Source organism: Litoribacillus peritrichatus (genome assembly GCF_039537985.1).
GTDB classification, from domain to species: domain Bacteria; phylum Pseudomonadota; class Gammaproteobacteria; order Pseudomonadales; family Litoribrevibacteraceae; genus Litoribacillus; species Litoribacillus peritrichatus.
In genome coordinates, this window is the sequence record NZ_BAABBN010000004.1 from 839864 (window position 1) to 865558 (window position 25695).

Here is a 25695-nt window from a genome sequence, read left to right on the forward strand (position 1 = left end):
TTTCCATGTTAAATCGAGTGGTCGATTGGGCAATGGGTAACCGCCTATTGGTGGTTATTGCCTTGATGACGATGATTATTTCTGCGGTGTTTATTATTCCGCGTCTTAATCTTGATGCATTTCCGGATGTGACCAACGTTCAGGTCGCAGTAAATACCGAAGCACCTGGGCTTGCTTCGGAAGAAGTAGAGCAATTGATTACTTTTCCTATTGAAGCAGTTATGTATGCTTTACCCGATGTAGAAGAAGTTCGTTCTATTTCTAAAACGGGTTTGTCTGGCATTACGGTTGTCTTCAAAGAAGGAACGGATATTTATCAGGCTCGCCAACTGGTATTTGAGCGATTACAGCAGGCAAAAGAGCTGATCCCTGCTGGTGTTGGTACGCCTGAAATGGGGCCGAATACATCAGGTTTGGGGCAGGTTTATCAATACATGTTATTGGCTGAGCCTGGGTCTGAATACGATAAGATGGCACTTCGTAGCCTAAACGATTGGGTTGTGAAACTGTTGTTGATGCCAGTGGATGGCGTTACCGATGTTCTTTCTTTTGGTGGCGATGTTCAGCAGTACCAGGTGAATCTCAACCCGGCTCGTTTACTGGCTTATCAGCTAACACAAAGTGATGTGGTTGAAGCACTGGAGAATAACAATGTAAATGCTGGCGGTTGGTACATGGATCGCGGTCAGGAACAGTTGGTGATTCGAGGTGTTGGTTGGCTGAGTCCAAATCAGCAAGGCATGGATGAAATTAATCAGATTCCTCTTAAGACCATCAATGGCGCAGTGGTGATGGTTTCAGATGTTGCCGAAGTAAAGCTTGGCAGTGAAATTCGTCAAGGCGCTGTGACTATGACCCGCCGAGATAGTAAAGGAGATGCAGAAAACTTAGGTGAAGTAGTTACTGGTGTTGTGCTTAAACGTATCGGATCAAATACAAAAACAACGATTGATGGAATCAATGAACGTGTAACTTTGATTCAGCAAGCATTGCCAGAAGGTGTTCGATTTGAGCCTTTTTATGATCAGGCCGATTTGATTACACAAGCTGTAAAGACCGTGGTTAATGCTTTGTTGATGGCATTTGTCTTTATCGTCGTGGTGTTGGCTCTGTTTTTAATGAATCTTCGAGCTACCTTCCTGGTATTGATTTCAATACCTATTTCTATTGGAATAGCGCTGATGGTCATGTCCTGGCTTGGTTTGTCTGCAAACCTGATGTCTCTCGGTGGAATTGCCGTTGCCATTGGTATGCTGGTGGATGGTTCAGTGGTGATGGTGGAGAATATGTTTAAGCATTTATCTCGGCCGGATGCTGAACATGCAAAAGACGTTCGGGGTTACGATCCGCACGATGCAGAACATGATAAACATGGTATAGCCCTGCGTTTACAGCAAGCAGCACGAGAAGTTGCCCGACCAATTTTCTTTGCTTCAGGTATTATTCTTGTTGTCTTTATGCCTTTGTTCAGTTTTGAAGGCGTCGAAGCCAAGTTATTTCAACCAATGGCGATCAGCATCATGTTGGCTATGGTTTCAGCTGTTTTGGTTGCTTTGATTGTTGTGCCGGCACTTGCCAGTTTCATGTTTCGACGAGGTGTCAAAGAGAAAGATAGCTTCGTGCTGAAACCATTAGATAAACTTTATCGAAAGAGTCTGCAATGGGCGATGATGCGCAGTAAGATTGTAATTGCTGGTGCCATTATTTCAGTCGGCTCGGCACTGGCTTTATTGCCTCAATTGGGAACGGAGTTTGTGCCTGAACTGGAAGAAGGGACTATTAACTTACGGGTGACCTTAGCACCATCTTCCAGTTTGGATACCGCTTTATCCGTAGCGCCAAAATTGGAAGCCAAACTCCTGGAATTTCCGGAAGTTACTTACGCCCTAAGTCGAATTGGTCGAGCTGAGATTGGAGGTGACCCGGAGCCAGTCAATAACATTGAAATCTATATTGGGTTGAAACCCGTTTCTGAATGGACAACTGCAAATAATCGCATTGATTTACAAAATGAGATGGAGAAAAAGCTGGAGCAGTTTCCGGGGTTATTATTGAACTTTTCCCAGCCAATCAGTACTCGTGTGGATGAGTTGCTTTCAGGCGTGAAAGCCCAGTTGGCCATTAAATTGTTTGGTCCGGATCTGGATACCTTGGCTGAGCAAGGCCAAGCCATTGAGCAAGTGGTTAAAACCGTGGAAGGTACGAAAGACGTTGCAATGGAGCAGATCTCCGGTGAAGCGCAATTGGTGATCTCTCCGGATCGTCGTCAACTGTCCCGTTATGGGCTTTCCGTGGGCGATGTGATGTCTGTTGTTCGTGATGGCATTGGTGGAGAAACGGCAGGTCAGGTCATTAACGGTAATGAACGTTACGACATATACGTTCGACTTGCTGATAAATACCGTAAGGATCAACAAGCCATTGCCGATTTACGACTGCAATCGCCAACGGGCGCCTGGGTTCGGTTAGGTGATGTTGCCAATATCGGGATTGAATCCGGCCCACCGCAGGTTCGTCGTGACGACGTTCAACGCCGAGTGGTCATTCAGGCAAATGTTCAAGGCCGAGACATGGGCAATGTGGTTGCTGACATACGTCGGGTGATTGATGAACAAGTGGATTTACCTGCGGGGTATTCTGTCGATATTGGTGGTCAGTTTGAAAACCAACAGCGTGCTCAAAAACGATTGTCCTTGGTGGTACCCGTCTCATTAGCATTAATCGCACTTTTACTTTACTTTGCGTTTAATTCGATCGGTCAGGCGTTACTTATTCTACTTAACGTGCCTTTGGCCATTATTGGAGGCGTTTTCTCTTTGTACTTCTCTGGTCAGTACCTTTCCGTTCCAAGCTCCATTGGTTTCATCACCTTGTTTGGCGTTGCGGTTCTGAACGGTGTGGTGATGGTTGAAAGTATTAACCAGCGGGTGAAGGATGGCCTTTCTGTAGACGATGCTGTTTTCAGTGGCGCAGCCTCACGATTAAGACCTGTGTTGATGACGGCATTAACTTCTGCATTAGGGTTGATTCCAATGTTGATGTCGACGGGCGTTGGAGCTGAAATTCAGAAGCCACTGGCCAGTGTGATAGTAGGCGGTTTGATCTCGGCAACTGTTTTGACCTTGTTTGTGGTGCCTGCACTGTATGGTTGGTTTTCAAAGTGGAAACTGGCAGAGAATGAATAAACATCTTTATCCATAGAAAAAGAGCTTCAACCGAGTATTAAGACTCGGTTGAAGGTTTTCAGGGATAGTCATTAAAGCGAAGGCGCAGCGCTTTTGTAACTGATGCCTTTCTCCTGAGCTTGCTCACTGATGGTGCCAAAGAGTTTGTAATCCAGCGATTCTTCTGCATTTTCCATTTTATCTGCTTTATCTTTTAAGAACCCTTGTCGCTGTTGAGCAAGTTCATTGATCCGTGCTTTAAGTTCTTTACGTTTTTCTGCTTTACCAAGAATTTCTGCTTTTTGCTCTTCAGGCGCAAGTGCCTGCATGGGCTCAGGGAGTTGATCCTGGTCGATTGTTGAGAGGTCTATACGGCCACTGGCAAAGTCTTCCACTAATTCCCCTTCGCCTAAGAAGTTACTTTCACCGCTTTTTGAAGAGTTGTACGTCGCGCGGCGAGCGCGGGATGCAACTGAGGATTTGTCATGCAGCTTGTTAGTGGCTTCCACTTTTTTACTCTGTTTGGCTTTTTGTTCTTTGGTGCCGTAATAAAGCCGGGTGTCATCCAGTTCTTTTGATAAAGAGGCAATTTCGTCATCAAACGGGGTTTCGATTGCTATGGCGCTGCCTGCTTGCTCGACCTGAAAATAACTGCCTTTTGCCAATTGAGCAATTTGCTGCCATTGCTGTTTGGTGGTGTTGTCCTGACCACATTGAATGGTATTTACAACGATGTCTTTGGTTTTTGCTGTGTTCAGGATTTCAGGGAATTGTTGTTCATCCTGGTAATCCATATGCGGTGGTGCATCGCCCACCAGAAATACGGCTTTGTAGCTGTTGCTGTCTTGACTCCAGGAAATGCCGTGGACCGCATCATACAGCGCTTTGTTGACGCTTTCCGGACCGTCTCCACCACCGTCGGCGCTGAAGTCCATGAGTGTCGCGAACATGGTGTCCAGGTCGCTAGATAGGTCAATCACTTGAGTGACGTAAGCATCGCCACGATCGCGGTAAGCCACCAGTCCCATTTTAATTTCAGGCGCGGGTTGTGCGGAAGCCATCGAGCTGGCAATGGACCAGATTTTTTCTTTGGCTGCATCAATTAATCCGCTCATGCTGCCGGTTGTGTCGAGGACAAACACGACTTCAATCTTTGGACGTTCATTGGTTAACGTAGCCGGAGCATCTATGACCGGGTTTGATGTCACCGGAGCTGTCGGTTGGGCATTGACGGTCATGGACTTCAACATCGGATAAAAGATGACGGTCACTGCTGTGACAGTAAAGAGTGCGATTGCGGTCAGTTTTGTTTTCATGATTATGACTCCTGAATAGATCAGATAATATTGGGTTTGAGTGTGTTCCGTTACTTTCTGCTTTCACTGGGTGGTGGGCCTTTTAGGTCAGTCGTCGTAATGCCGCTTGGGCAGATCGATGGGCACGTTCAAACATGTCGCTTTTGTCATCGAGGGTGGATGAAAGGGCGGTGTTAGATCGTTTCAGGCTTTTGGGGATCGCCACAAACAAAGCCTGAACCAGAAAAAAGCACCATAAGCTGAGAAAGAGACTGTGGGTGTGAGTCATCGCCCAAAGCGCCGCAACCAGGCTGAGGCCATTTAAGCCTAGATCGGCTAAAGCTGAGAGGGCACTTTGATAGTAATAAAGCGAGCGGGCCAGCCAGATGATGCTCATATGGATTAAGGTATAAATCAGTAAGTGAGGAGACCAATACCAGCAAACGCCTGTGATGGTCAGCCAAATTGCCAATGTGGTGACTTTGCCATTACGTGAAGGTGTCGTGCTCAGAATGTAGAGCAAATAAGCAAGCGCCAATAAAGTGATGACCACTTTGAGTGCCCAATGGCTGCTAACGACGGGTGTCAGCACCGTAAAAAACGCACTGCCGAGTAAGCTCAACAAAAAAGCGACGATGACGCCTTGATAGAATCCTGGCCTTTTCATGACGACACGCCTCCTTTGTTCGGTTTGTTGGCGTTTGAATGGGCTTGTTCGAATCGCTGTTTTTGTTGCATCAGAGCAATTTCAACTTCGTTGTCCTGTATTTCGGACGGGCCTTTTCTAACATCAAAAATGTCATTCTGGAGATGGCTATTCAGTTCGTTTTCTTTGCTGAACACTTCTACTTTCTGGCGGGTACTTTCGTACAGTGCGCTGTGTTCCTGATATTGAGACTTATGTTCGGAAAGTTGTTTTTCGAGAGACGCTTGCTTCTTACTGATGATTTTCAGAATTTGCTGTGTCTCGAGTTGCTTTCTTACCAAAGGCCGGGCCAGCTCGTCGTTGTCGGAGTTGAAGCACAGAGTGAGTTGTTCTGACAGATCATCGAGTGTTTGAGTTAACTCATCGTGATTGGCCGATATTTGCTGTTTTTCGGCTTCGAGTTGTTTAATCGTCTGTTTGCTTTGCAGCAGCGCTTCTTCCATCTCCCGAACGGCTTGTTTTAACAGCGCTTCTGGTTCTTCAATGTGATCCAGAACGGCGTGAAAATCCGCTTTGAACAGTCGGGAAAGTCGTCTGATGATTGCCATGTTGTGCCCCTTAATAGATTGATCGGATGACAGCGGGTGTATTTCTGTATGTCTTTGATGATCAGTTTAGGGCGGGTGAGGAGCGGATTTTAGACAGACTTTGGTAAAAGTTTTGGCGTTGAGTTTACAAAACTTTTACGTGTGAGTTGCTCGGGAGATTGGTAATCTAAACTTTGAAAAACCACAAACACAAAAGACATCGTATATGGACAGAAAACTGAAAATTCTGGTTGTTGAAGATGAAGTTGCTATTCGTACTGGCCTGGTGGACGTTTTCGTATTTCATGGTTATCAGGTGGATTATGCCGATAATGGCCCGGACGGGTTGTCGAAAGCTCTGAGTGGCCAGTTCGACCTGATTCTATTGGACGTGATGTTGCCGGGCATGGACGGCTTTGAAATTTGCAGGCGCATTCGTGATGAAGATAAAGATCAACCCATTATTATGTTGACGGCCAAGACCAGCGATGAAGAAATTATTCAGGGGTTGAGTCTAGGTGCGGATGATTATGTCGCTAAACCTTTTTCAGTGGGCCAGCTGGTGTTAAGAGTGCAAGCGGTGTTACGTCGATCCCGTGCAGGCGAAGCGCAAAATCGCGAGATGCAAATCGGCCACGACATTCAAATTGATACGCTGAATTTAACCGGCCAATGGGGCGAAACGGAGTTGGTGTTTACTCGCAGAGAAATAGAAGTTTTACAATACCTGAAGTTACATAATACCCGGCCTGTTCCCAGAGAAGAGTTGTTAAATAAGGTCTGGGGTTATGATAAGAAGATGGACATAGAAACCCGAACAGTGGATATCCACATAGCCAAATTACGCCGTAAAATTGAAGTCAATGCGAAAGAGCCTACGTTACTGATTACGGTGCGGGGCGAAGGTTATCGTTTGCTGGATTGTTAATGTGGGTTGTTAATTGAACAGGCGTACACAGGAAAACCCTTGAATGGCTGACAGCACCAAGAAACATAAATCCCGGAGTCTTAAAGATCGGACCAAACTCAAGTTGAGACTGGTTATTCTGATGTTTCTTTTTGCGCTGCTCATTCCTTCTCTGGTTTTGATCAATCAAGCTTATCGCCAATTGAAGTGGGAGACGTTTCACCAACATCAAACTCTGGCCGGTGAATTGGTGCTGCGGATTAATAAACAATTTAATGAGCGGATACTGATAGAAGAAGCCAGAGGGTTTACTGATTACAGTTTTATTCAGGTGGAAGGTGAGCTTTCTTCGAATTATGTACAGCGTTCGCCTTTGTCTGCTTATCCCGTTGAACAGAGTTTACCCGGGTTACTTGGGTATTTTCAGGTTGATGCACAAGGGCGTTTTACTACGCCATTACTGCCAGAGTATTCGGAAGGTGCTTCTCGTTTTGGTATTTCTCGTTCACAAATTCAGCAACGAGATGTTCTGCAAAATCAAATTCGACATATTTTGAATAACAATAATCTGTTACCCGAAACTAATGACACGCAGAACGCTGAAGAATTCGTTCAAAGTGAATTAAATGAACAAGACCCAGCATTGGCTGAAATCGATGCCGCTCCGGAAAATGGTGATCGTGCTACGTCTGGTCGTGCCGAATTCGATCATTCTCAACTTTATCATTCCAAAGAAGCTAACGATAAGAAAAAACTGGCGGATTATCGTCAACAACAGAAGGCATCAATTCCGCAAAAGCTGGATGCACAATCGGCGTTTGATCGCTTGGATCAATCCACTGATGACCCTTTCGCACGAAAAAAATCCAAATCCATGAATAAATTGGGCAGGGTGGAAGATCTGGATTTAGGATCAAAATATACGGCTAAGAACTTGGAGCAAAAGAAGCAGGATTACGTGGCTAAGACTCAAAAAATTCAGCCAAGAGTCGCTCGTAAAGAGCAGGGCGCTTTGCCTGAAGCGGGTTATTATGGTTTGTCCGATAACAGCGGTTTTGAGGGCAATTCTTTGAGGCCTCAAGCGCAGATGTCTCAGCGCGCGCTTGCTCCTGAACTTAGCCAAGAAGAAACTGAATTCATGGTAAGGGATGAATTGCTTGAAGCGGAAACTCCATCTGCATCTACTTCCGGCCTGGGCTCTGCTCCTGCTGAGTCTGGTCGATTTTATCTTGGCCGTTCTGACGCTACCAGTGCAGACATAAGCCGCTTTGATGCGTTGGAATCAGGCTCTGGAGGGGCTGAAGATGAAAGTTTGGAAAAATCGCTTACTTTGCCATTAAGTCCAAACATTAACCTCTTTGAAAGTGAAATTGATCCGTTTGAATTTCGACTGTTGGACAGTGGTCACTTCTTGCTGTATCGGAAAGTTTGGCGAAATGGCGAGCGAATCATTCAAGGCATTTTATTGGAGCAAAAAGCTCTTTTAAACTCACTGATACAAACGGCTTTTAACGAGTCGACCGTCTCTGAAATGAGTAAACTTATCGTTGCCTATCAAGGTAATGTGTTGTCGGCATACAGTGGCACTGCTTCGCGAGGCTTTATTTCAAGCACCAAGCAATTGCAAGGTGATGTGTTGTACCGAACCACCTTGTCCGCGCCATTCTCTGATTTAGAGTTAATTTTCACGATCAAGCATTTGCCCGCAGGGCAGGGTGGGGTTGTGGTTGCTTGGGCTGGTATTATCTTGACCATCGTATTATTTGTGGGCCTTTTCTTTATTTATCGCGCAGGTGCTCGGCAGATTGAGTTGGTTGAGCAGCAACAGGACTTTGTCTCGTCGGTCAGTCATGAGTTAAAAACGCCGCTGACATCCATCCGAATGTATGGCGAAATTTTAAAAGAAGGCTGGGCCAGTGAAGAAAAAAAACGTGAGTATTACCATTTTATCTTTGATGAAAGTGAGCGTTTATCGCGGTTGATCTCCAATGTCTTGCAGTTGGCGAGAGTGAATCATAACGATTTGGTTGTGGACTTACGGCCCAGTTCTGTTGGAGAACTGATGGATATGGTTCGCTCTAAAATTTCCACTCAGGTTGAGGCGGCTGGGTATCAGCTTAACCTTGATGTTTTGCAAAACGCCAGTGATGTTGTCATAGAAGTGGATGCCGATTGCTTTTCGCAAATCATAATCAACTTGGTGGATAATGCCCTTAAATTTTCAGCCAAAGCAGACGTTAAAAAAATCGATATCAACGCTCAATTGCAGTCCAATGGTTTTGTACAATTTACCGTGCGGGATTATGGCCCCGGTGTTCCTAAAAACCAGCTCAAAAAAATCTTTCAATTATTTTTCCGCTCGGAAGCGGAGATGACGCGCGAAACGGTAGGAACGGGCATAGGACTGGCATTAGTACAGAACCTGGCTTTGGCGATGAACGGAGATGTTGATGTAGTGAATCAACAACCGGGTGTGGCTTTTCATGTCAGCTTTCCGGTAAAAAATCGTATTTAATTTGGACCATTAATAAAAGTAAACCCTGGCCTTGAATTTGGCTCAGGGTTGTACCTTCGGCGTGTTCGCTAGGCTTCCTCTGTTTCTGGCTCTTTCTTAACGGCGGTTGATTTTGTCGGTTTTGAAACTTGGGTGTTGTCTTCCATTCCGTAACGGTTTAAACCGGCCACATGAATGTGCTGGAAGTAGTAATCCCAATCTATTTTCTTAGCATCTACCGGAAAAAGTACTTTATCCTGCTCACCCATCCGGTTTGATAACGCCATCAATTTATCGCTATTGAAAACGTACTCAGGGCTGGTGTAGGTGGAATAGATTGAAGAAAGTCTGAGTGTACTTTCCACTGTTTTTAAAGCTTTTGATTTAGTAGAAGACTTGGACAGTATCCGATCATGGACGGTTTGAGCTAATTTCAGACCCTTCATGACACTGATGAACACTCTTTTATTGACTAATACAAACTTCTTTTCTGGCTGTTTCTTGGCTAAGTTAGGGTATTTTTTCCAGTTAACCCGGACTTCTTCACAAACGGTGGTGACATAGCGTTCTACTTTTAAAGGGTTTTGGGAACCGCTGCAGGATTGATAAATCCTTGCCTCTCCTGGCTGTTCAAAGGCTTCAGCAACGCTGAGAATTACACTGTTTGCGACCAGGTCTACCGGGATAATATCAACGATTCCTGCTTTTCTCGCAGGGAAAAAAGAAACTTTTTGGCGGGCATAAGCCAGTAGAATGGCATCGGATACTTTGACGCCTTCGATCCAGCCTGGAATTGGAGATTCTAATGTGCTCTCAACGACGGATGGCCTTAAAATTGTGATGGTTTTATTGTTTAAGCGCTTCAGAATCAGCTGTTCACCCAGCCATTTGGTGAAGGTGTAAGTATCTCCCCAACCATAGCGATGTGCTTCTTTCAGGCCCAATTCGGTTAAGGCTTCAGGCAGTAACTTTTTGTCTTTGACGGAGGCTTTCGTTTTTTCTATTTTCTTTTGCAGAGCCTTAACTACGACATTGGTATCATAGTGGCCATTTTTGTCTTTTGGGATGCGCTTCCCGGTTGGTTTGGAAATCTCTTCTTTGATCGTGCCTTTATTAAAACCGTTGACGTAACAAGTGGAAATTTGGATGACCGGAATGTCGCCTGCGGCTTCGGCAAAGTCTGCTACATTATTCAGGCAAAGGGTGTTGATGAGCAGCGCTTTATCCAACTCTTCCTGAAAATTAACACTTGCGGCAGAGTTGATAAAAACATCGGTTGATTCGGCCAGTTGAAGGTATTTCTTTTCAGGCAATCCGAAATTTATTTCCGTGATTTCACCGCCAATACAGTTCAGTTTGTTGCTGCAAAAATTCTCTAATAGGGCGGGGTTGGTTTCTTTTAAATGATTGAAAATGGAAGAAGTTAATATCTCGGCTTTGAAGCGATCCATCGCGTCGGGGTATTTTTTATTGCCTCGAATGACTAAGTTTGACGCTGGCAACTTCGGGGATGTTTCGTATTATTTTCTCCAGCAGAACCTTGCCTAGAAAGCCAGTGGTTCCGGTGATGAGAATTCGTTTGTCTTTTAGTAAACTTCTGGTGCGGGAAATCTCGGCGTAATCATCCTTAGGCTTCATTTTTTGCTGCTCCTGAACATTATTATTTTTATTGAATGTTGTTCTGAAATACTTCAGAAAGAATAAACGGCCTGGATGAGCAACACAAGGCACGAGGGTTTGTTTAGTAACAAATTGTACTGCCAAAACTGCTTCACAGTTCTTTGCTGAAGGTCAGTTTATTGTGCAGCTTTTATGATCTTGAGCTGACATTTATGAATTCATTTCGCTTAATCGTTGTTACTTGTTTATCTGTGTTGATGTTGAGTGCTTGCGGTGGTGGCGGAGGCTCTTCTTCTGGAGGCGTGTCGTCCGGTGGTTCGGCCAGTAGTACGGAAGGGACATCAGGTAACTCAGATGACTCCGGGAATGATAATCCTGGGAACAACGAAACCTGTGAAATGGATGTGAATGAAGAAGATATGCTGACGCAGGTGAATGCGGCACGAGCTTCGGGTTATCAGTGTGGCAATGATAATTTACCCGCAGTGGCAGCCTTAACCTGGAGTTGTGTGTTAGAACAAGCGGCTTTTTCACACAGCACTGATATGGCGACGAATAACTTCTTTAGTCATACCGGCTCCGACGGACTGTCTGTTTCAAACCGGGTGGATGCAACGGGTTACGATTGGTCTGCGGTGGGTGAAAACATTGCAGCAGGTCAAACCAGCGTCACTCAGGTGGTTCAGGGTTGGTTGAACAGTGAAGGGCATTGCCGAAATATTATGAGCGTGAATTTTAGCGAGTTTGCATCTGCGAGGGTAAACACTTCTTCATCAGACTATCCTAGTTACTGGACGCAGGTGTTTGCGAACCCCAGATAAATATTTGTGCGCTGTTGCTACAGGGCTTCTGCCAGGAGGTGTGATGATAATTCCGGAAGAACGAATTCAGGTGTGGGAAACCTTATCCGACTTGTTTTTGGACACCGAATTAACCGATGCAGACCTTGAGAGAATGGCAAAGGTTTTGGCCGAAAGTCCTTATTCAATAGAGCAACTGCAAGACATTCTCTATTACGAAGTTTATCCCGTCTGTAAAGGTAATTTGTTGTGTGTTGCCGGTGAGTGGGCCTTTTTTGGCAGAGAGTGGGTACTTGAATACATCGCTCCCAGAATGAATAAGAGGCCATGGTTGAAATTGCCGCTTATGCATCGCTGGATGTTTAAATCGTATTGGATGCAAATCAAAGAGTTGATTCATCAGTATTGAATTGCCTTTTTAGGAAACGCTATCAATACAAAGTATTTAAAATACCTTACTTAAAATTGCCCGCCGTGAAATACAGCCTAAACTGAGTAGTGTCCATAGTCTTCAGGCTAACGTTGTAATGACTCATAATTGTTGTGTTTCAAAGCTTTTCTGGTTGTGCACTTTATTTTTATTATCTTTGGCTTGTACCGACGCTGATCCTTTACCAAATATTGCGTTTTCTCATCATATAACCATCGTCATGATGCCCATTAATCGTGGACAACGAGAAGCCTACGACAAAATGATTTCGGCCTTCAAAGTTCAGGCGCCAGACATTAAAGTTTCTGTGAAAGTCTACGAGCACGAACAGTTTAAAGCTCTGGTGGAGCGTGGTGAATACCGGTTTTCGGAATCGGGTGATGTGTATTTTTGGTTTGGTGGAATTCGTTTAAATTCATTAGCAATGAAGGGAGATATTGCGGATTTGACCGAGCTTTGGCATGAACGAGGTTGGTCAGAGCGCTTTACTGCGGCGGCGGAAGGGGCTGTGACTGCCAATAACATGAAATTTGCTGTGCCGATCAATTATTATCAATGGGGCGTTTATTATCGGCAATCGGCTTTTGACGCGCGTAACCTAGCGAGTATCGAAACCTGGGAAGACTTGCTGAATGCCTGCGAGGCATTTTCTGGGCAAGGCCGTGCGCTATTTACAGTCGGTACAAGAAGTCCTTGGAGTGTTGCCGGTTGGTTTGATTATCTCAATTTAAGAATTAATGGTTTGGCCTTTCATCAGGACTTGATGCGTGGGGATGCTTCTTATGATAGCCCCAGAGTCCACAGTGTGTTTGTTCATTGGAAGGAGGCGCTTGATGCCGGATGCTTCATTGATAGCCGACATGAAATGAGTTGGAAAGATGCCCTGCCGCTTATGTATCACGACCGAGCTGCTGCGGTTTTGATGGGTAATTTTTTTGTTTCGGATGTGCCTTTAAAAATTCAGGATGATCTACTGTTTGTTCCATTTCCTGTGATTAACCCGAAAGTGCCATCTTATGAGGATGCTCCCGTGGATGTTCTTGTTGTGTCGAAACAATCTGAAGGCGATCCCGCCGTAAGTCAGTTTCTAAGCTTTATTGTGGAATCCGATGTGTTGATTGAAATGAACCAAACCTCCAAGAAATTATCTCCCTTCCGGCAACCATACGAACTTGATAATAAGTTTATGAAAGCCGGCGACCAGTTGCTTAAAAATGCCAAAGGTGTTGCTCAATTTTTTGACCGGGATACACCGCCTGAAATGGCTAAACCGGCAATGGATTTGATGGTCATGTTTATGAATGAAGAATTAACCATTGATGAGGTGATTTATTCATTAGAACAATATCGAATGAAAGTATTTGATAAATCCCCTGTCTTTTTGCCGTAGTTTGAGGGGATTGCAGATAATCTTGCGTTGTTAGCTGGTATTTATTTTCATTGTTTTTATAGTATTGCTATCTCAACACAAGAACACGCATAACTATGAAAAAGAACGTCTGGCACACATTGGAGTCCCATCCTGAATTGCGTTTTGGTCAATACGTGGTTCCAAACTTTGTATCAAATTCCGTTGCTTTGAAAGTCGATGATAATGAGTTTGTAGTCGTCAGTCCGGGCAAATCATTATTAGAAAACTGGCCTGCAGAATGGCAAAATGAAAACGTCAAACTCCATATCATCATGCCGAATGGCTTCCATTATATGGGTGTTGAGGCTTGGCAGGCTGCGTTTCCAAGGCACACTTTGTACGCTAGCTGCCATGCGATCGGGCGTTTGGTTGAAAAAGGCGTGGCTAACAAGGCATCGGGCATAGTGGCCTTAGAAGATCATCAGCCGCCATTGCCGAAAGGATATTCGGTGTTGTTTCCGCCGGGGCACAGGGCTGGTGATGTGTGGTTAAAGAAAGAACGAGAGTTTGGCTTAACGACCTGGATTACCTGTGACAGCTTTTTAAACTATGAACGTATGTCCAACCAACCCATTGCAAAGGCGATGCAGCGTTTACTTGGGGCCGCACCAGGCTTGAAAATCAGTCAGGTGGTGAAGTGGTATATCATTGAAGATAAGAAAGCCTTTAAACACTGGGCGCTTGATTTATTAGAGACAGAAACCCTTTACACTCTGATCCCGAGCCATGGTGAAATTGCAGAACGAGAGGGGTTAGGTGATGAGATTAAAGCACTCCTAAAAAGCAGGCTGTAGTAGTTTTAATTAATTATTGCGCTGCCGGTTTTCTCGTGCTTTGGATTGTTTATTTCTCTGAATTTGTCTTGGATTCCTTGGCTTTTTGCAGGCTGAGGTTTCTTCTCTTTAAAGCCGCTTCCCAGCGTCGTTCTTGTACTTCTGTGGTTTTTATTAATTGAGGGATTGCAGTGGGTTTTCCGTCATCATTTACGGCAATCATTGTGAAGTAACAGGTATTGGTGTGGCGCACGGATTTCTCTTTCAGGTTTTCAGAAATGACTTTTATCCCGACTTCCATCGACGTTCGGCCAGTGTAATTGATATTTGCAACGAAGGTGATCATCTCGCCTATAAAGACAGGTTGCCGGAAAACCACTTTGTCTACGGATAAGGTTACACAGTAATAACTGCTGTATCGCATGGCACATGTCAGGGCAACCTTGTCTAATAACTTCAGTAATTCACCGCCATGCATTTTACCGGAAAGGTTTGCCATAATGGGCGTGACTAATTCCGTCATTTCAGTGGTTGTGATTTGAGCCATAACACATCTCCAAATTTACTGTTTCAATCATCGTCGTCAGGCGGGTTGTTTGAACTTGATGAAGTCTTTATCAGTATGGTTGAAGGTTTTCGAAGCGCCAAGTTATGAGGGGTTATGGTGTGGAGTAAACGGAGCTGAAGACGTGGCTTAACTGACAGGTTGTTGATGTGATTCTCTTCAAAATTTTCAAAGGAATAAGTTCTTAACTTTGATTTACGCGTTATAAAATTAGGCTCATTTGTGCTATGGTTGCGCGCTGATTTTAACCTGATGATTTGATTAAGAGCATTAAGACTCGAAGCTCAACAGGTTCAGTGGAAAATACTATCTCATAATAAAAAACAAAGGAGAGTAAAATGAAAGGTAAAATCCAAACCGGTTTATTGGCTTTGACTGCGGCGATGTGTGTTTCTTTTAATGCCTCGGCAGATTGGCAACTTAATAACGATCAGTCTTCCGTGAACTTTATTTCAACTAAGAAAGCGAAAGTCAGCGAGATTCATACGTTTAAATCGGTGGGTGGTGCCATTACTGACGCGGGTAAAGCAAACATCGAAATTCAATTGGCTTCAGTAGATACCAACATCGGTATTCGCAATGAGCGAATGCAGGCGATGTTGTTTGAAGTGTCTAAGTTTGCAACGGCCAATATTTCAGCCGCTGTCGATGCCACTAAGGCCACCAACTTGAAAGCAGGTGAGTCCTTCACTACCAAAACCAAATTGGATATTAACCTGCATGGTAAAACGGTTTCAGCAGACGCTGAACTGCGTGCGGTTAAATTAGCGTCGGGCCAACTGGCTGTGTCTACCATTAAACCATTGCTCATTAATGCTGCAGATTTTGAATTGGTAGAAGGCATTGAAAAACTGCGTGAAGTGGCTAAGTTGCCATCCATCAGCACTGCTGTTCCTGTGACAGTGGATTTGGTTTTTGATAAAAAGTAAGTCTTTTCTTGCCGAGCTCAAGTTCCTTGAGTTCGGACTTTCCCTGTGATGTCAGTTTTCTTCTGGTCTATTCTCAAAAATTGAGCACTTGAGCTCTCTTTTATTACGAAAATACGACAGTTAGATCATTAATTGTCGTTTGATTAGTTTTGTCACAAAGGTTTCAGTGACATGCTTTTTTATTAATAAAAATAAAAACTGTAAGAGCGCCTTATAAACATTGCCTGATTTTGGGTGATGAATCCTTACTGTTATTAAAAAAATAATCAAAATCAGAAAGGGGATGACCATGTCTAAACTTCTTGGAAGAAGCGTTTTGCTTCTTGTCTTTATTTTGCTTGGCGGTTGTAAATTGGCGGTGGATACCCAGGGCCGAGGGAATGTAACCTCCAAATCCGGGTTGGTTCATTGCGGAACCAGTGGCACCAACTGTCGGGTCGATTATGAAAAGTTTTCCGATATTGCATCCAGCTATACCGAAGTATTAACGGCGCACCCAGACTCCGGTTATCAATTCACCGGATGGTCCGGAGATTGTTCTGGCACAGGAACGTGCAGTATAAAAATCAATAAGTTAACCGGTTCGAAAAATGTGACGGCGCATTTCACTCAACTCATTTTGAGTGATAAAAAAGACCTTACTGAGTTCAAGTTCCGGGTTGCGGATAATCCATCGTTGCCTTCAGATATTTCAGGCTCAATTGATCAGAGTTCAGGTGTGATCTCTTTGGTTGTACCTTCGTCTACCAATCTGACTATGCTTGTGGCTTCTTTTATCACAACAGGGGAAGAGGTGACTGTGGATGGCGTGCCTCAGGAAAGTGCTTCGTCGGTGAATGATTTTTCTTCGAACGTTTCGTATCAGGTTGAAGCGGAAAATGGTTCGGAAAAGCATTATTTAGTGAAAGTTTCTGCTGTGTCCTTTGAAGCAAAAGCCATTACTGACTTCCGTTTTACGAAGCAGAATAATGATCAGGTTTCTGAAGACGTGATAGCAAACATTGATGAAGCTGCTCATACCATTTCTTTATTGGTGGCTGACTCCACAGATGTATCTTCTTTGATTGCAACGTTCGAGACGACGGGCCAGCAGGTTTTTGTCAACGGCGTTGAACAATACTCAGGTATCACCCCAAACAGCTTTAATTCTGCGGTGGTGTATCGTGTGGTGGCTGGTAATCAATCGGTTCAGGATTACACCGTAACAGTAACGGAATCGGCTTGTCTGGAAGAGCCTTGGGTAGGTAACTACACCATTGAGTCATTACAGGATGCACAGGCATTGGCGGGTTATACGTCGGTGACGGGGGCGTTGGTCATAGGCAGTTATAACTCTTCGAGCCATGACCTGTTGAATCTGGACGACTTATCGTGTGTACGTTCCGTTGGCAGTTTGAGTGTGATTTCGAATGAAGCACTTGAAACTCTGAACGGTTTGAACAGTCTGTCAGAAGTGAAAGGGAGCTTGGTGGTTCGGGCAAACCCGGAACTGGTCGATTTGTCGGCTCTGTCCAGCTTAACCCGTGTAAATACTCTGTCGCTTTCCCAGAATAACAAGTTGGCTAATTTAGACGGTTTGCAATCCATTACTGAAGTTGATGCTTTAGTGCTGGATGACCTTCCTGAAGTGACTGAGCTGGATGCGGTTGCAGCACTTCAAGTGAATCTGAGTCTGGCGATTAAATCCATGGACAGTTTGGTTGCTTTGCCTGATTTTACCAATCTTGCCGGGAATACCTTGTTTTTGGAGCTAAATGGCAATCCGGTACTGAATGACCTCAATGGCTTGGCTGCTCAAACTGAGTTAAAAACTCTGGTGATTCGCTCCAATCCACAACTTGAATCTCTTGCTGGTCTGCAGAATATTACAACATTGAATAAACTGACTTTGGCTGGTAACACGGCTTTATCCAGTTTGGAGGGCTTGAGTGGCTTACAAACGGTGAGGGATGTGGTGATAGAGAGTAACCATGCGTTAACCAACTTGGTCGGACTCTCCGCTTTAACCAATGTATCCGGGGACATTCAAATCAGCAGCAACGATACGTTGGTCTCCACTGAAGGATTGACAGCGTTGACATCATTATCGGGTGGCCTGACGTTGGAAGATAACTCTGACCTAAGTGATTTATCTGGTTTTAGTCGGATAACAGGCGATTTGAATATTGTAACGATTGAGAATAACGACAGCTTACAAACATTAAACGGGCTGAGTTCAGTGCGTTCTGCCAATCAGGTGATCATTAAGAATAATGCTCAGTTGCAAAATTTACAGGGGTTGAACGGCCTGACTTCCGTGAGCAAGTTATTTGTAGAAGGCAATGATGCTCTTCTTAATCTGAATGGCTTGGGTGCCCTTACTCAGGTGAATGGTCAGTTTGCTATTTTGAATAATAACAACATGCAGGATCTGTCTGGTGTGACTGCGCTGAAAACCATCTCGGGAGATTTTGATCTTGAGCGCAATAATAAGCTTGTGAGCGTGGATGGTTTAAATAATCTGGAACGGGCAGGGACAACCAGTATCCGGTTAAACCCTCAATTGTCGGACTTAGGCGCGTTGAACAAGCTGACTCAATTGTCTGGCTCCTTGATTGTGTTTGGTAATAACCAACTGGCGGATTTAAGTGGTCTGAGCAATCTGGCGTCTATCGGTTCCAGCTCGTCTCATGACCTGGAAATTCGTGGTGGCTTTTTGAATTCTGTTTCATTAACGGGGCTAACTTCGGTAAGTGGTGATGTCTTTATTGATGGGTCATCGGTGGCCGATTTGAACATGCCTGAGTTGTGTAATGTCGGGCAACACTTCAAGGTGAGTCGTAACGCCAGCTTATGTACTTCAGAGGCTGAAGCATTACGGGATCAGGTTCAGGCGTGTGGAGGTCTAAGCAATATTATTGATGTTTCAGGTAATGCTGCCTGTAATTAATATCACTTCAATCATCTGAAATAATAAAAACCTGCCTTTGTTGAGAAGTGCAGGTTTTTTTATGCTAATTTCCGTTCTTAAATGGAGTAATTCTTAATACAGCTAATAAGGCGGAGAAAGCATGAACCATGTAACAAAAGAAGACTTTTTTAAGAAATCAGCGTTGGGTGGGTTAATCATTCTGCTTCCCATCGCCATCTTGTGGATGGGCTTTAACTGGCTGTTTCGCCTGGTCACGGATTTGATTCAGCCATTAACGAATCTCGTCGTTAATTTTATTGGCCTGCCTGAGTTCATTGGCGATTTGTTGGTGTTGTCCGTGATGGTGCTTTTTTGTTTTGCTGTGGGCTACTTTGTATCCACGCAATTAGGCACCTACCTCCATCATAAATTTGATGACCGTCTTGCCAAATTGGCGCCAGGCTATCGGATGGTGAAAGAGATTGTGGACCAGTTTTTTGGTGATCAGTCGAAGTCGCCGTTTGCGAATGGTGAAGTGGCATTGGTTCGCCCGTTTGGCGATGCTGTGAAGACAGAGGTGACCGCCATTGTAACTTCCAAACACCCGGACGGTCGATATACGGTCTTTGTGCCTACCGGCCCAAACCCTACCTCAGGAAATATGTTTCACCTGGATGCTTCGCAAGTGACTTTGTACCCGGATGCTAAAGTCGAAGATATGATGCGTACCATCATCGCCTGCGGTGCTGGCAGTGGAGCCTTGTTCCAGGCAAAACCCGTTGAGCCGGCTCAGTTAGAAGAAGGTTCTGAGAAACCTGAGTCGTAAGATACTTGTTCAGGGTGGTTTGGTCGAATAGAAAAAATACTTGTCCATTTTTCGGTTGTTGGTGGGTCTTGATAAGGGGTAGTGTGCGACGTATTGCAATTGGAAAAGCTGTATTGCCCCTTTTTCAGGATAAGTGATTAGAATGTTGATAACAGACCCTTGTAAAATTGAAACCTATTATCAGGCGCTGATAGATAAGAACTCGAACTTCGTCGGTATCTTCTATGTTGGCGTAAAAACCACCAGTGTGTTTTGCATCGCAACCTGTCGGGCCAGAAAGCCTAAGTTTGAAAATGTCGAGTTTTACTCCGATTTTAAAGATGCCTTAGACGCAGGTTATCGCCCTTGCAAAATTTGTAAGCCGACGGAGAACGCAAATGAGGCTCCTGAACAGGTTCAGGATGCCATCGCTTTAATTAAAGAGAATCCGAAGGAAAAAATATCGGATTACATTCTGAGGGAACAGGGAATCAGCCCTGAACTGGTTCGGCGTTGGTTTAAAAAACATTACGGCCTTACTTTTCAGGCTTATCAGCGCATGTACCGTATCAACAATGCCATGCTGGAACTTAAATCCGGCAAAGCTGCAACAAATACCGCGATGGAATCCGGCTACGAGTCGTTGAGTGGCTTTGGCTACACTTACAAGAAACTTATTGGGAACTCGCCAGTATTGAGTAAAGATGATCGAGTAATATTAATCAGCCGGCTAACAACGCCGATAGGGCCAATGTTTGTGTGCGCGACGGATCAGGGCATTTGTTTGCTTGAATTCGTTGACCGAAGAATGCTGGAAACTGAATTTAAAGACCTTCAGCGATTATTAAAAGCCCGTATTATCACCGGAGAAAATGCACATATTTGGCAGGCCAAACAAGAGATCAAAGAGTACTTTGATGGAGAAAGAACGGCGTTTGAAGTACCGCTTGATACACCAGGAACAGAGTTTCAGAATCAGGTTTGGCAAGCTTTAATGGCCGTTCCGTTTGGCGAAACATCCACTTATCAGCAACAAGCTGAGAAAATAAACAAACCGAAAGCGGTCAGGGCAGTGGGCACCGCAAATGGATACAATCGCATTTCCATCATTGTCCCTTGTCATCGGGTAATTGGTAAAAACGGCAAACTTGTAGGGTATGGTGGTGGGCTTGAAAGAAAGCGTTGGTTATTGGAACATGAGAGAAAGCTGAAAGCTTCTGAATTTAAACAATAAGGGATGCTCAACTTGGAATACTACATATTATTTCTTGTTCTGGTTATTTTGGGGCTAGTCATTTATTTAAATGTTATGTGTTCAATTGCTTTGTATCGAACAGACGATCTGGAAAAAGTACAGAAGCTTGCCCAGGCTTTAATAGTCTGGTTTGTCCCAATTTTAGGTCCTTTCTTTATACTTAGGTTAATTCATTCGTTTGATGAAAGCTCTATACCTTCTCGGTGGTTTCCGAACGATTACATCAACTCGTATATTCGACAGGCGTTAGGTATACAAGCAAGGGTAGTTAATCGTTCAATGAAAGATGCTGCTGAAATAGAAGCTTATGAAGTATTTTCAGGTTCCATGTCCAGTTCATCGAATTCAAGCAGCGATTAAGAGAAGGAAGCAAACCTTCTCTGTGCTTCCATCCCCATAGAAATCACAAAAGGATCACGTTTTTGCCTTTCTACAAATTCGGCTTTGTTGCTGATGCCTTGCCATCCAATGTTAATCAATGAGTGCGCGACTGAACTGCCTAAACTGCTGCCAGGGCCAAGCACAATGATGGTCTCCGGTGAAAACTCTTTGAGACCGACTTCGATGGCTCTGTTGAAGTAATAGGGTTCAGTGACCTGATGGCCAAGCGTGTAGTCAAAGAGTTGTTGGGGGTTTGTGCTGTAGGGTGTCCAGATATGGCCTCGTCCATCGATTAACGGTGTCAGTGGTCTATTAAAGTCGAGTGTTGTTAACTTGTCTTTTCCCACATCGGATATTTGGCTCATGAGTGGCGTGTGAAATGCGCCGTGGTTGTAGAGTCGCATAGGGAATCGATCGTCGATGTTTGGGACGGACTGCTCAAACGCTGACAGCCCGGTTTCATTACCAGCCACAACCAGATAACCGCCGAGATCAATTGAAAGGTAGAGTGCATGTGCGGCTCTTTGGTTGATTTCTTCAACGATGGTGAATAGCTCTGTTTTTTTGTCTGTAATGATCTTCCAGTCGGCACCAACGGCGGGGTAGATCAGTTGGCTGCCGATCAGGCCGTTTTTCATCATGGAACCCATAGTGTCAATCAGGGTTATGCTGTCCTGTGGGGATAAGGCCTGAGCCACAGACAGGGCAATGTACCATCCCATGGAGTTGCCAGTGATGGCTACGATCTCGTATTCGTCCTGATTGATGCTCATGAAGTCGGCATAAGCACAGGCGTAAATCAAGGCCGAGGCGTGTTCTCCTAAGGTGTGCAGCTTGAACGAATACCGGTCTTTTCCGTCCAGCTCATGAACGCTGGGCTGGTTGACGGTTTGGCGATACTGTTCAATGAAGGCTAACTGTTCGGTTTTGTCTTGATGGTGTCGCGATAAATAGCCCAGTTCTTCTTTGTTGTACGTTCCTCGGCCAGGGCATACCACCAGTGCTCTTTTTTTCATTCAACCGGCTCTCTTCAGATTTTTGTGGGTGTTCATGGCTAAGACGTCCTCAATGATTTGTTCGACTGAGGGTAAAACTGCATTGGCTGCGTTGCCCAGCGGAATAAAACTGTCTTCAGCGGTTCTTCGTTTGATGTTGTCCGGTCTGGTCGGTGCTTCTAACAGCATGCACATCAGTGCCTCACTGAGTGAACCGGTTTTGCGGCATTCATCAAGTACCAAGACTGAGTTGCATTGATTGATTTCTTCCAGTAACGCTTTTTCATTCAATGGCGCGAGCCAGCGTAAATCAATAATCCGGCCGTCCAGGTTGTGTTGTTCTTTGAGTATTTTCTCTGCTTGTCTTGAAAGAAAATAGCCGTTGCCGTAAGTCACAATGCAGTAATCTTTGCCTTGGCCAAAGGTGTTGAACTCTCCGGGTGCAATGGGCGTGTGTTTCGTTGGGTATTTGCTTGCCCAGAGTTCGTCACCTGGCGCATGCAGGTCACGAGTCATGTACAGCGCGATGGGTTCGATGAAGATCACCACTCGGTTTTCTTTCCGAGCCAGGTCAACCGATGCTCTTAGCATGGCGACGGCGTCCTGACCGTTTGAAGGGCAGGTAATGACCAATCCGGGGATATCCCGAAACACGGCGAGTGAATTGTCGTTATGAAAGTGACCGCCAAACCCTTTTTGGTAGGCCAGCCCCGCAATTCTAATGACCATAGGGTTGGTGTATTGCTGGTTGGAGAAGAAGGAGAGCGTCGCGGCTTCGCCTCGTATTTGATCCTCTGCGTTATGGACATAAGCCAAAAACTGAATTTCAGGAATGGGTAATAAACCGTTTTGAGCCAAGCCAATGGCACCGCCCAGAATACTGGTTTCGTCCAGTAACGAATTAAAGACCCGGTTAGGGCCGAACTTTTGTTGCAGTCTTGAAGTCACGTGATATACACCGCCTTTCGCGGCGACGTCTTCGCCAAACACCACTACGTTATCCAATTCTGCCATGATTTCTGCCAAGGCAAAGTTGATCATACGGCCGAGGGGTTGTGCCGATTCAAACGCCCGTCGTTCTTTAGCAAATAAGGCATCTCTTTGTGGTTGGGTTAAACCTGCGAGAGGTAAATTCTGATTGCTCTTTGGAATGATTGACTGCATAACTTCTTGTGCGCAAGCCAGTTTTGGCCGGTCAATAACTTGTCTCGCAACAAGTTCGATCTGGTGTTGGAGGTTCAGGTAGAGATCAACAATTTGCTGATTTGTTAGCAGCTTCAGGTCGATCAGCAGCTTTGCGGAATGCAATAACGGATCATTTCTTTGGTTTTGTTCAATTTGCGATTCAGTTAAATAGGCAATTTCGGCGTCGGCTCCTGCGTGCCCCATCAACCGAACCGTTTCCATATGAAGGAATACGGGCTTTTGTTGCCTTGCAATTCTAACGGCTTTACGGGCATTCATATAACAGTGCAATAGGTCTAGCCCGTCGGCTTGAAGGTAGGTGAACTTAGGCCGGTGTTTGAAATTTTGTTCTATCCAACCTGTGGGGGTTTTTACTGAAATCCCAATGCCATTGTCTTCGCAAACCCATAATAAAGGAATATCCAGGCCTTGGTATGCACACCAGGACGATGCATTAAACGCGCTTTGAGCTGTGGCATGATTGGCTGAGGCATCTCCGAAATTACAGAACACGACTGCATTGTCCGGCGGGTATTGATTGTCCGGGTTGTCCAGCGCCAAACGTTTTCTGGCTGGAATGGCCAATGCTGCACCCACTGCTTTAGGCAGGTGTGAAGCTATGGTGCTGGTTTGAGGAGGAACATTCAGCGGCTTGCTCCCGAGAACTTTATGACGGCCGCCTGAAATTGGGTCTTCGCTGGATGCGCACAGCGATAACAACATATCCCAGATGGGCGTTTGGGCAGGAGTGCCAGGGTCGTCCTGCACCGCTTTTCTGGCGCGATGAATAAAGAATGCGCCGCTTCGATAGTGAAGGTAAGCCGGATCACTGACCTTCAGCGCTTCGGCTAACGCGACGCTGCCTTCGTGGCCAGAACTGCCAATGGTGTAGTAGCTTTTTCCCTGTGCTTTGAGCTGACGAGCTTCCAGATCCAAAAGGCGGCTCAACACCTGAGATTCAAACATTGAAATTACCTGTTCAGCGTTTAGCCCTGCTTCGGCCAGTGAAATACGATGCCTCCGCTCCGGTAAGTTATTTTCCGAAACACGTTGTATGAAATCATCGTGTAGGGCTGTGGCGCTGTCTTTCATTGAAACCTCTTTTGACTTGAACCTTCTGTGGTAAGAACGTTTTATGATTTAAAAGAATGCCTGTATGCCGGTTTGAGCCCGTCCAAGAATCAGAGCATGAATATCATGGGTGCCTTCGTAGGTGTTGACGGCTTCCAGGTTCATCATGTGGCGTATGACATGAAACTCGTCGGAGATTCCATTTCCGCCGTGCATGTCTCTGGCTTCTCTGGCAATGGCAAGGGCTTTTCCGGCGGAGTTGCGTTTAATCAGGGAGATGAGTTCCACAGGGCATTGGTCGTTATCCATCAATCGACCGGCTTGTAAACATCCTTGCAGGCCAAGGCTGATTTCGGTTTGCATGTCGGCCAGCTTCTTTTGAATCAACTGTGTGGCGGCAAGGGGTCTGCCAAATTGCGTTCGGTCCAGGCTGTATTGACGTGCCGCATGCCAGCAAAACTCTGCGGCCCCAAGAGCGCCCCAAGCGATTCCATAGCGGGCTTTGTTGAGACAACCAAACGGGCCTTTCAAACCGGAAACTTCCGGGAATATCTGATCTTCAGGCACCACGACCTCGTCCAAAACGATTTCACCGGTGATGGAGGCTCTGAGTGAAAATTTGCCCTCAATCTTAGGCGCAGATAAGCCCATCATCCCTTTTTCAAGGATGAAGCCCCGAATGTTGCCGTCGAGTTTGGCCCAAACCACAAATACGTCTGCAATGGGGGCGTTGGTGATCCACATTTTAGAACCGGTAAGTTTGTAGCCATCGGCCACTTTCTCGGCGCGGGTTTTCATTCCTGCCGGGTCGGAACCTGCATCCGGTTCGGTTAATCCAAAACAGCCGACCCACTCGCCGGAAGCCAGCTTGGGTAGATACTTTTGTTTTTGCGCTTCGGTGCCATAAGCGTGAATAGGGTGCATGACCAAAGAAGATTGAACACTCATGGCTGAGCGATACCCGCTGTCAACGCGTTCAATTTCTCGGGCGATCAAGCCGTAACTGACGTAATTACTTCCGGCGCAACCGTATTTTTCCGGCAACGTTGCCCCTAATAAACCCAGTGCGCCCATTTCACTGAGAATTTCTCGATGAAATATTTCATTTCGGTTAGCGTCCAATACCCGGCTTTGAAGTTTGTCCTGAGCATAATCCCGAGTTGTGTCTCGTATTAAACGTTCTTCGTCGGTGAGTTGTTGGTCTAACAGAAAAGGATCTTCCCAGGAAAATTGTGTGCGAGCCATTATGATCTCCGGATACAAACAGTTGGATACAGTTCTCAGGCTAATCGGAGATTTGCTAAAGTTAAAATATAGTTTTTCTTTATCTGGTATAGATTTAATCTATATGGTTTGATAGCAGAAGATGCCAAACAGGGTGTATTTTGAGTGGAGTAAAAAATGGAATATTTAGCGTGGGTAAAGTCTAAAAGAGAAGGTGGAGAGCCCTGATGGGCTCATAATGGTTTTTCTGCTCGCTTTTTATTTTTAT

21 protein-coding genes are annotated in these 25695 nt (G+C 45.2%); 12 read left to right on the forward strand and 9 right to left on the reverse strand.

Features of this window, described 5'->3' with window-relative positions:
• Positions 1-5 precede the first annotated feature (5 nt).
• A complete protein-coding gene (locus tag ABD744_RS05060) occupies positions 6-3185 on the forward strand; it encodes an efflux RND transporter permease subunit (protein WP_344796094.1) in 3180 nt (1059 codons plus the stop codon).
• Between the two features lie 71 nt (positions 3186-3256).
• Here ABD744_RS05060 and ABD744_RS05065 read toward each other — a convergent pair whose 3' ends face one another.
• The 3 genes from ABD744_RS05065 to ABD744_RS05075 all read right to left on the reverse strand — a co-directional run bounded on the left by ABD744_RS05065 (position 3257) and on the right by ABD744_RS05075 (position 5713).
• Entirely contained in the window at positions 3257-4480 is a 1224-nt protein-coding gene (locus tag ABD744_RS05065; protein WP_344796095.1) for a vWA domain-containing protein, read from the reverse strand.
• Between the two features lie 82 nt (positions 4481-4562).
• Positions 4563-5126: a hypothetical protein gene (locus ABD744_RS05070; RefSeq protein WP_344796096.1), complete on the reverse strand. Its 564-nt coding sequence runs from the start codon at positions 5124-5126 to the stop codon at positions 4563-4565.
• Positions 5123-5713: a PspA/IM30 family protein gene (locus ABD744_RS05075; RefSeq protein ID WP_344796097.1), complete on the reverse strand. Its 591-nt coding sequence runs from the start codon at positions 5711-5713 to the stop codon at positions 5123-5125. Before ABD744_RS05075 ends, ABD744_RS05070 begins: the two co-directional genes overlap by 4 nt.
• A gap of 205 nt (positions 5714-5918) precedes the next feature.
• Here ABD744_RS05075 and ABD744_RS05080 point away from each other — a divergent pair, with 205 nt between their 5' ends.
• Together ABD744_RS05080 and ABD744_RS05085 are read left to right on the forward strand one after the other, a co-directional pair.
• Positions 5919-6620, forward strand: a complete 702-nt coding sequence (locus tag ABD744_RS05080) for a response regulator transcription factor (RefSeq protein ID WP_344796098.1) — start codon at positions 5919-5921, stop codon at positions 6618-6620.
• Between the two features lie 43 nt (positions 6621-6663).
• The gene (locus tag ABD744_RS05085) at positions 6664-9114 is read left to right on the forward strand and encodes a sensor histidine kinase (protein WP_344796099.1); all 2451 of its coding nucleotides are present in this window, start codon (positions 6664-6666) and stop codon (positions 9112-9114) included.
• A 68-nt stretch (positions 9115-9182) separates the two neighbouring features.
• Here the strand turns inward: ABD744_RS05085 and ABD744_RS05090 are convergent, their stop codons facing one another.
• Positions 9183-10595 carry an SDR family oxidoreductase gene (locus tag ABD744_RS05090; protein ID WP_344796100.1) on the reverse strand — a complete coding sequence of 471 codons (1413 nt, stop codon included), beginning with the start codon at positions 10593-10595 and terminating at the stop codon, positions 9183-9185.
• Positions 10561-10731 carry an SDR family oxidoreductase gene (locus tag ABD744_RS23165; RefSeq protein ID WP_425562123.1) on the reverse strand — a complete coding sequence of 57 codons (171 nt, stop codon included), beginning with the start codon at positions 10729-10731 and terminating at the stop codon, positions 10561-10563. Before ABD744_RS23165 ends, ABD744_RS05090 begins: the two co-directional genes overlap by 35 nt.
• A 194-nt stretch (positions 10732-10925) precedes the next feature.
• Between ABD744_RS23165 and ABD744_RS05095 the strand changes: the two genes are divergently transcribed.
• The 4 genes from ABD744_RS05095 (at position 10926) to ABD744_RS05110 (ending at position 14148) form a co-directional block, all read left to right on the forward strand.
• Positions 10926-11534 (forward strand): CAP domain-containing protein, encoded by a 609-nt coding sequence (locus ABD744_RS05095; protein WP_344796101.1) that lies wholly within the window; start codon positions 10926-10928, stop codon positions 11532-11534.
• A 43-nt stretch (positions 11535-11577) separates the two neighbouring features.
• Entirely contained in the window at positions 11578-11922 is a 345-nt protein-coding gene (locus tag ABD744_RS05100; RefSeq protein ID WP_344796102.1) for a DUF7079 family protein, read from the forward strand.
• A gap of 118 nt (positions 11923-12040) precedes the next feature.
• On the forward strand, positions 12041-13333 hold the full coding sequence (locus tag ABD744_RS05105) for an ABC transporter substrate-binding protein (protein WP_344796103.1): 1293 nt from the start codon (positions 12041-12043) through the stop codon (positions 13331-13333).
• A 95-nt stretch (positions 13334-13428) separates the two neighbouring features.
• Positions 13429-14148, forward strand: coding sequence for a hypothetical protein (locus tag ABD744_RS05110; protein ID WP_344796104.1), 720 nt, complete (start codon positions 13429-13431; stop codon positions 14146-14148).
• Between the two features lie 49 nt (positions 14149-14197).
• Here the strand turns inward: ABD744_RS05110 and ABD744_RS05115 are convergent, their stop codons facing one another.
• A complete protein-coding gene (locus ABD744_RS05115; protein ID WP_344796105.1) occupies positions 14198-14674 on the reverse strand; it encodes an acyl-CoA thioesterase in 477 nt (158 codons plus the stop codon).
• A 356-nt stretch (positions 14675-15030) separates the two neighbouring features.
• Here ABD744_RS05115 and ABD744_RS05120 point away from each other — a divergent pair, with 356 nt between their 5' ends.
• From ABD744_RS05120 to ABD744_RS05140, 5 genes are all read left to right on the forward strand, one after another.
• Positions 15031-15621: a YceI family protein gene (locus ABD744_RS05120; protein ID WP_344796106.1), complete on the forward strand. Its 591-nt coding sequence runs from the start codon at positions 15031-15033 to the stop codon at positions 15619-15621.
• Between the two features lie 289 nt (positions 15622-15910).
• Complete coding sequence (locus ABD744_RS05125) at positions 15911-18550, forward strand: InlB B-repeat-containing protein (RefSeq protein ID WP_344796108.1); 2640 nt, start codon at positions 15911-15913, stop codon at positions 18548-18550.
• A gap of 121 nt (positions 18551-18671) precedes the next feature.
• On the forward strand, positions 18672-19337 hold the full coding sequence (locus ABD744_RS05130) for a DUF502 domain-containing protein (protein WP_344796110.1): 666 nt from the start codon (positions 18672-18674) through the stop codon (positions 19335-19337).
• A gap of 142 nt (positions 19338-19479) precedes the next feature.
• Positions 19480-20550, forward strand: coding sequence for a bifunctional transcriptional activator/DNA repair enzyme AdaA (locus ABD744_RS05135; RefSeq protein WP_344796112.1), 1071 nt, complete (start codon positions 19480-19482; stop codon positions 20548-20550).
• Positions 20551-20562: 12 nt separating this feature from the next.
• Positions 20563-20931: a hypothetical protein gene (locus ABD744_RS05140; protein ID WP_344796114.1), complete on the forward strand. Its 369-nt coding sequence runs from the start codon at positions 20563-20565 to the stop codon at positions 20929-20931.
• Here the strand turns inward: ABD744_RS05140 and ABD744_RS05145 are convergent.
• Genes ABD744_RS05145 through ABD744_RS05155 form a run of 3 tightly spaced genes read right to left on the reverse strand, consistent with a single transcriptional unit; the run spans position 20928 to position 25448 of the window.
• Positions 20928-21968, reverse strand: coding sequence for an ACP S-malonyltransferase (locus tag ABD744_RS05145; protein WP_344796116.1), 1041 nt, complete (start codon positions 21966-21968; stop codon positions 20928-20930). The two genes, ABD744_RS05140 and ABD744_RS05145, sit on opposite strands and share 4 nt — an antisense overlap.
• Entirely contained in the window at positions 21969-24224 is a 2256-nt protein-coding gene (locus tag ABD744_RS05150) for a thiamine pyrophosphate-dependent enzyme (RefSeq protein ID WP_344796118.1), read from the reverse strand. It abuts the gene before it with no gap.
• 48 nt (positions 24225-24272) lie between these two features.
• Positions 24273-25448, reverse strand: coding sequence for an acyl-CoA dehydrogenase (locus ABD744_RS05155; protein WP_344796120.1), 1176 nt, complete (start codon positions 25446-25448; stop codon positions 24273-24275).
• Positions 25449-25695 lie beyond the last annotated feature (247 nt).